Genomic DNA, 6,425 nt, shown 5'->3' on the forward strand with positions numbered 1-6,425 from the left:
CAACATTAACATTCTCATCATGCTCTTTATATGTGCCATTACGATCTACCCAATCTGGTATGTTCTCGTCAATTCACTGAATGATGGTGTTGATGCTATGAGAGGCGGGATTTACTGGTGGCCTCGAGAGTTTACATTAGAAAACTACAAGGCTGTGTTTGAAACACCGGGTATTGTCACATCATTTGGGGTAACAATTGCCAAAACGGTTATCGGAACAATCACACACGTATTCTTTACAGCAATGGTTGCTTATGCCATTTCGAGACGAGACCTTTACGGCAGGAACTTCTACATGCTGGTCGGTGTCATCACAATGTTTTTCAGCGGTGGATTGATTCCTTACTTCCTATTAATCAGGGATCTTGGATTGTTTGATAACTTCCTTGTATATATCATTCCAACAATGTTTAACTTCTTCCATCTAATCATCTTTGTATCTTTCTTTAGGGAGCTGCCAACTTCTCTGGAGGAAGCAGCAAAGATGGATGGAGCAAATGACTTTATGATTTTTATAAAAGTAATCATTCCTCTGTCAATGCCGGTTATTGCAACAATCGCATTGTTCCAGGGAGTATACCAGTGGAACGACTACTTTGCCGGAGTCATCTTTGTAAATAATCCAGACCTGCAGCCAATACAGACGTATTTATACAAGGTTGTTGCTGAGTCCAGCTCAAATCAGATGATGACGAATGCAGCAGGATCGATTGCTACGAAGACAGTCACATCCCAGTCTATCAAACTGGCAACGATGGTTGTTACAACACTTCCAATCATGTTAGTCTATCCATTCCTGCAAAAGTACTTTGTAAAAGGAATGCTGATTGGATCAGTAAAAGGTTGATCTACTAAACTTCGATTTAAATTTTTCTTCATAGAAGAAATTTAAATAATCTAGGCTTCATTATTGATATGTCCTGCTTTATTCATGAAGGATACCCCCTTCTGACCTTGGGAAAGGCTGGTACTTAGGAAAAAAGCCTTTCCCGCTTTTTCGAAGCAGTGTACATTTAGTAATGTGGCCCAAAATAATAAAAAGAGAGAGGGTCAAAAAATGAGGAGAAAATTCTTATCCAAAGGCTTTTCATTATTGCTTGTTCTATCATTGGTTTTAGCACTGTTTTCAGGCTGTTCCAGCAAGACAAATGAAAACGCTTCCGATGAAAAGGACTCGGATAAACCAAAGGCAACAGCTGATGCACCTGGCTGGCAAGGAAATAAGGATCCAATTACATTTGATTGGTACGTTAACTTTTCATGGTTCGCGCATAAGTGGGGCGACGATGCTGTTTCCAAGTATGTAACGGATAAAACTGGTGTGTCAGTTAACTTTATCTCACCAGCAGGTAACGAAGCAGAGAAAATGAACACGATGATCGCTTCTGGCAAGCTTCCTGATTTCATCACAATCGGCTGGTGGGAAGATGCTGTTAAGAAGATGATTGAGGGCGAGCTTGTCCTTCCATTAAATGAACTTGCAGATCAATATGATCCCTATTTTTATAAAGTAGCAGACGGAACCAAGATCGAATGGTACAAACAAGAAGATGGCAATACGTATGGATATCCAAATGCTTCTTCATCACCAAAGGATTTTGACAAATATAAAGACCTTAAGCCTTCTAACCAGACTTTCCTTGTTAGAAAAGATATGTATGAGGCAATTGGCAGCCCGGATATGAGCACACCTGAAGGATTCCTGAAGGCGCTTGAAGATGCTAAGAAGAAATTCCCTGAAGTGAATGGAGCACCATTGATTCCATTCGGATTGAATGAATTTACTGATGTAGGAAACACTTCATTAGAAGGATATTTGCAGAACTTCCTTTCTATTCCAATGGAGAAAGACGGTAAGGTCTATGACCGCAGCAGGATCCTGAATATCTTGCATGGTTAAAGACTTTCAGAGCAGCAAATGACAAAGGACTTCTTGCGAAGGATATCTTTATCGATAAGCGTCCACAAATGGAAGAAAAGATTTCACAAGGCCGTTACTTCGCAATGCTTTACCAGCGCAGTGACCTTGCAGCACAGCAGCACGCATTGTATGCAAAAGATCCTAATTCAGTGTATATCGCAGTTGACGGACCGGCGAACTCTAATGGAGATGACCCAGCATTAGCAGGTGACAGCATCTCAGGCTGGACAGTTACGTTGATTTCTAAAGACGTTAAAGACAAAGAAAGAGCTATTCAATTCCTGACTTATATGATCAGTGAAGAAGGACAAATGGACCTTTACATGGGTAAAGAAGGCGAAACGTATGACATGGTGAACGGCAAGCCTGAATTCAAGCCAGAGGTATTGGACCTATTAAATAAGGACCGAGCAGCATTTGACCAGCAGTATGGAGCTTCATTCAAATACTGGATGCTGATGGATACAAACATGAGCCTTGCGTGGGCACCGCCTGCTTCTGAACCATTCAAGCAAATGGAAGACTGGACAAAAGGAAAGACAGTCAGCTATGCAGAATTTGATGGCATCAGCCCAACTGGAACTTCTGCAGAAGGTGTAGCAGCAAGCAAGATTGCACAGGAATGGGGCAAGACACTTCCAAAGCTTCTTTTAGCTAAATCCGATAAAGAATTCGATCAAGTTTTTGAAGGATTCCTGAAGAAACGCGATTCTTTCGGCTATGAAAAAGTTGAAAAGTATCAGCAAGAAATTTATGAAAAGAACAAAGAGAAACTTGATGCAGCAAAATAAATAAAATAACATTGGAGAGACTGTTCCTTTAAGAATTAAATTTTCTTAAAGGGGCAGTCTATTCCTGCTTATTAGTAGATTTAATTTTACATAAAGGGCAGTTCATTTAAAACCTTCATTAAATTGCAACAGTTTATCACCTTATGCAACATGAATAAGCTTTATAATTTATATGTGGATAAATAATGGATGTGATAAAAAGTGAGTTATTTTAAAAAAATTAAAGAGGCTGCAAATTGGCTGGATCGACTTTCCCTGCAGCAAAAGCTGATTGCCTTATATATCATTATTATCATTATTCCTATTATCATTTTCATTTCTATTTATTCCAGTAACGTGTATGACAGAGCGATTAATGAAATCAGGATTAAAAGTGAAAATGCTCTTGAAATCGAGAAAATCCATATAAAAAACAATATTGAATCAATGAGGCGAACGGCCCAAATGGTCGTGTCGGACATAGAATTCATAGACTTTGTTAAAAGCAGGAACGAAGCAAATATTGATCAGCTGATTGATTTCAGAATGAACGAGTTGTCGAATGTGACCAGGCTGCAGGCCAATAACCCGGCGATTGAAAATATCCGCCTGTATACTACCAATCCATATATAACCGAAATGTGGCCGATACTTTTTAAAGAAGATCGAATCATGGATAAGCCATGGAGAGAAGAGGTCATCAACAGAAATGGAATGGAAGTTTGGTGGTTCGACCAGCAGACAGATGATGTCCTTGAAAGGCTGCCATCGCAAAACACAGCGAAAATCTCATTGCTGCGGGAATTGGATTACCCAAAGGATGAACATTTAGGCATCATTGAAATCAATATGTTCCTTAAAAACTTTTTCCCCAAGATGTTCGGGGCAGTGCAGGACCCTGATTCGGTCTATGTCGTCATTGATAAAGATAACAACATGATCAGGAATTTCCATCACACCTATTTTGAAGATGAGGGTATTGACACTGAGGATCTGAAACTTAAATTCAACAAATCAAAACACGAAGGAACAGGCAGTTTTCAATTTGAAAACAAGGAAACTCCATATCTTGTCATCACTGCCTATATTGATGATTTGGATGCATACCTGCTGAATGTTATTTCCCTTGAAGGCCTTTATGCTGAAACTGCAAAGACTAGGAATGTTATTTTTAGCGGAATTATCTTTCTTGTTATTATTCTTTCTTTTGTCACCTATGTATTGGTCTTATTGCTCCTGAAAAAAATGTACAAATTGAAAGATTCAATGAAGCAGGTAGAACAAGGAGACTTTTCTGTAGATGTTGAAATTGATGGACAAGATGAGATTTCGGAGCTGGCATTTCATTTTAAAAGTCTCCTTGGTAAAATGAATGGATTGATAGCGGAAGCTGTCAATAAGCAGGCAACAGCTAAAGAAACAGAATTAAAGGCTCTGAAAACCCAAATTGACTCTCATTTTCTTTACAACACACTGGAAAACATCAAGATGATGGCAGAAATAGAAGGGCAATACCCTATTTCTGATGCCGTGACCTCGCTTGGTGAAATGATGCGCTACAATCTTAAATGGAAGAATGACTTTGTGGTGCTTGATGAAGAATTGAATTATATAAAAAACTATGTAGATATAATGAATTTGCGGTTGGATGGATTAATAACCTTGAACATTGATGTTCCCCATGAACTGCGTGATCAGGAAGTTCTGAAGATGTCACTTCAGCCGATCGTTGAGAATGCAATTAAACATGGAATCATTCCAAACGACCAGAAAAACGAAGGCATCCTTCAGGTGAATGGAAGATGTTCAGAGGACTATATCATCATAGAGATAAAAGATAATGGTGTTGGGATGACACAAGCAGAATGTAAGTCGCTCAACTTGTCCATTCAAACAGGGGCGGATAATCAAAATCCCGGTTCTAAAGGTGGAAATGGCATAGGTATCCACAATGTGAATGAGAGAATCCAGCTTTACTATGGAACGGAGTATGGAGTGTTTGTGACAAGTGAGAAAGGCGAATTCACGATGGTAACGATAAAAATGCCTTGTAAAATCATGAAAGGAGGCAGCCAAAGTGTATAAAGTTCTTATAGCTGACGATGAGAAAAATATCCGATTGGGTATACAGGCAATGATCAAGCGGGAATATCCGGATTTTGAAACTTTCATTGCTTCAGATGGTAAGGAAGCTCTTGATGGTATTTTGAAAAATAAACCGGATATCGTGATCACTGATATAAAAATGCCGAAAATGGATGGTATTCAATTAATCAAAGAGCTCCAGCAGCAAGAAGAAATAAAAACATCGATTGTGATCCTCAGCGGATACGATGATTTCACGTATGCCAAGGAAGCGATCAAGCATAAAGTAAAAGATTACTTATTGAAGCCGGTAAACCGGACAGAGCTATTCAAAACTTTGAATACCATCATAGAAGAACTGGAAAACAGCCAGAAAATGACCTACCAGCACCTGGATGATTATCGTGCCAGCCAACTGAATTACATTTTGCTTAATCCTAATATTCAACAGGAAGATGTAGAAGATCTTTATAAGAAGATGAAAATAGATTCTTATCCGGATGGATACTACGTGGGAATCATTCAAGTGGATGGAGGTATCGATGGAGAGGACTTTCTTAATAAGATTAATCAGCTGCTCTATTCAAGCAGTGACAGTATTCCGTTCCTTGATAAAGACGGCCGGGTGACAATCATTTCAGCAGACTTTGAGCAATTCTCCATTCTGAAAGAACAGCTAGGCAGGGACAGACATTCGATTTTTACCATTGGAATTAGCGAAAAGGCTGAGGATATAAGAGAGTTTAAAAAAACTTATGGCCAGGCAGCCATAGCAATCAAGTATCATTTCCTTTATCCGCGTCGTCAGATCATTTTATATGAGAATGTTAAGGAGAAACCAGAAGTAGTCTCTCTTCCGGCAGACATGATCAATAAAATTTCCAATATGCTAGGAACTGAGCGTGAAAAGGAAATTAAAGATAACCTTAGACAGGTTATGGATTTTGATGTCATTGCCCACAGCAGCATCGATTATCTTGAAAACCTTAATGAGGAAATCAATGAGACGATTTTCAAGGGCTTTTTCAAGAGGTTAGGGGAAGAATCTCTTGTAACATTCGAGCTTTTAAATAAGATAGACAATATCTATAACTTTGACAACTTCCATGAATACTTCCATGCTCTCGAGGATTTGCTGATGAGAATCCATGAATACAATAAACAGGTGAAAGCCGTGTATTCTGAGCAAAAGTACATGGATAGGGCAATTGCGTATATTAGGGAAAATTATCATAAGGATTTGAATTTAGCTGTAGTCGCTAATTACATTTCATTGAATTATTCCTATTTCAGCCATATGTTCAAAGAGTATATTGGACAAAACTTCGTAGACTACTTAAAAATGGTCAGAGTAGAAAGTGCCAAGCGTCTTCTGAAGGAGACAGATTTTAAAATATTGGAAATCAGTGAGATGGTTGGTTACAAAAACCCTAAACAATTTGCGAGAGTGTTCAGGGATGTTGAAGGAATTTCTCCAAAAGAATATCGGGAAATGAATGGATGAAGAGGGCTGAATAGGCTCTCTTTTTTTGTTTAGGTTCGGTCAAAATCTCGTCGGAGTGTCATCAATTTGTCCGAAGCCCCCCAAGTTCGGCCAAAATCCAGTCGTGCAGCTTCAATTCGACCCGAAGCCCCCAAGTTCGGCCAAA

The 6,425-nt window shown here is 39.0% G+C and carries 3 protein-coding genes and 1 pseudogene; all 4 read left to right on the forward strand.

What is annotated here, in order from left to right; translation table 11 throughout:
- Positions 1 to 19: 19 nt before the first annotated feature.
- The 4 genes and pseudogenes from JCM21738_RS09835 (at position 20) to JCM21738_RS09850 (ending at position 6,280) form a co-directional block, all read left to right on the forward strand.
- Positions 20 to 847, forward strand: coding sequence for a carbohydrate ABC transporter permease (locus JCM21738_RS09835; RefSeq protein ID WP_081742097.1), 828 nt, complete (start codon positions 20 to 22; stop codon positions 845 to 847).
- A gap of 210 nt (positions 848 to 1,057) precedes the next feature.
- Positions 1,058 to 2,712, forward strand: a pseudogene (locus JCM21738_RS09840) (type 2 periplasmic-binding domain-containing protein).
- Positions 2,713 to 2,913: 201 nt separating this feature from the next.
- Positions 2,914 to 4,776, forward strand: a complete 1,863-nt coding sequence (locus JCM21738_RS09845) for a sensor histidine kinase (RefSeq protein ID WP_023626800.1) — start codon at positions 2,914 to 2,916, stop codon at positions 4,774 to 4,776.
- Positions 4,769 to 6,280: a response regulator gene (locus JCM21738_RS09850; RefSeq protein ID WP_023626801.1), complete on the forward strand. Its 1,512-nt coding sequence runs from the start codon at positions 4,769 to 4,771 to the stop codon at positions 6,278 to 6,280. Before JCM21738_RS09845 ends, JCM21738_RS09850 begins: the two co-directional genes overlap by 8 nt.
- Positions 6,281 to 6,425: the final 145 nt, after the last annotated feature.

The sequence above is a fragment of the Mesobacillus boroniphilus JCM 21738 genome, assembly GCF_000517385.1.
Lineage (GTDB): Bacteria > Bacillota > Bacilli > Bacillales > Cytobacillaceae > Mesobacillus > Mesobacillus boroniphilus.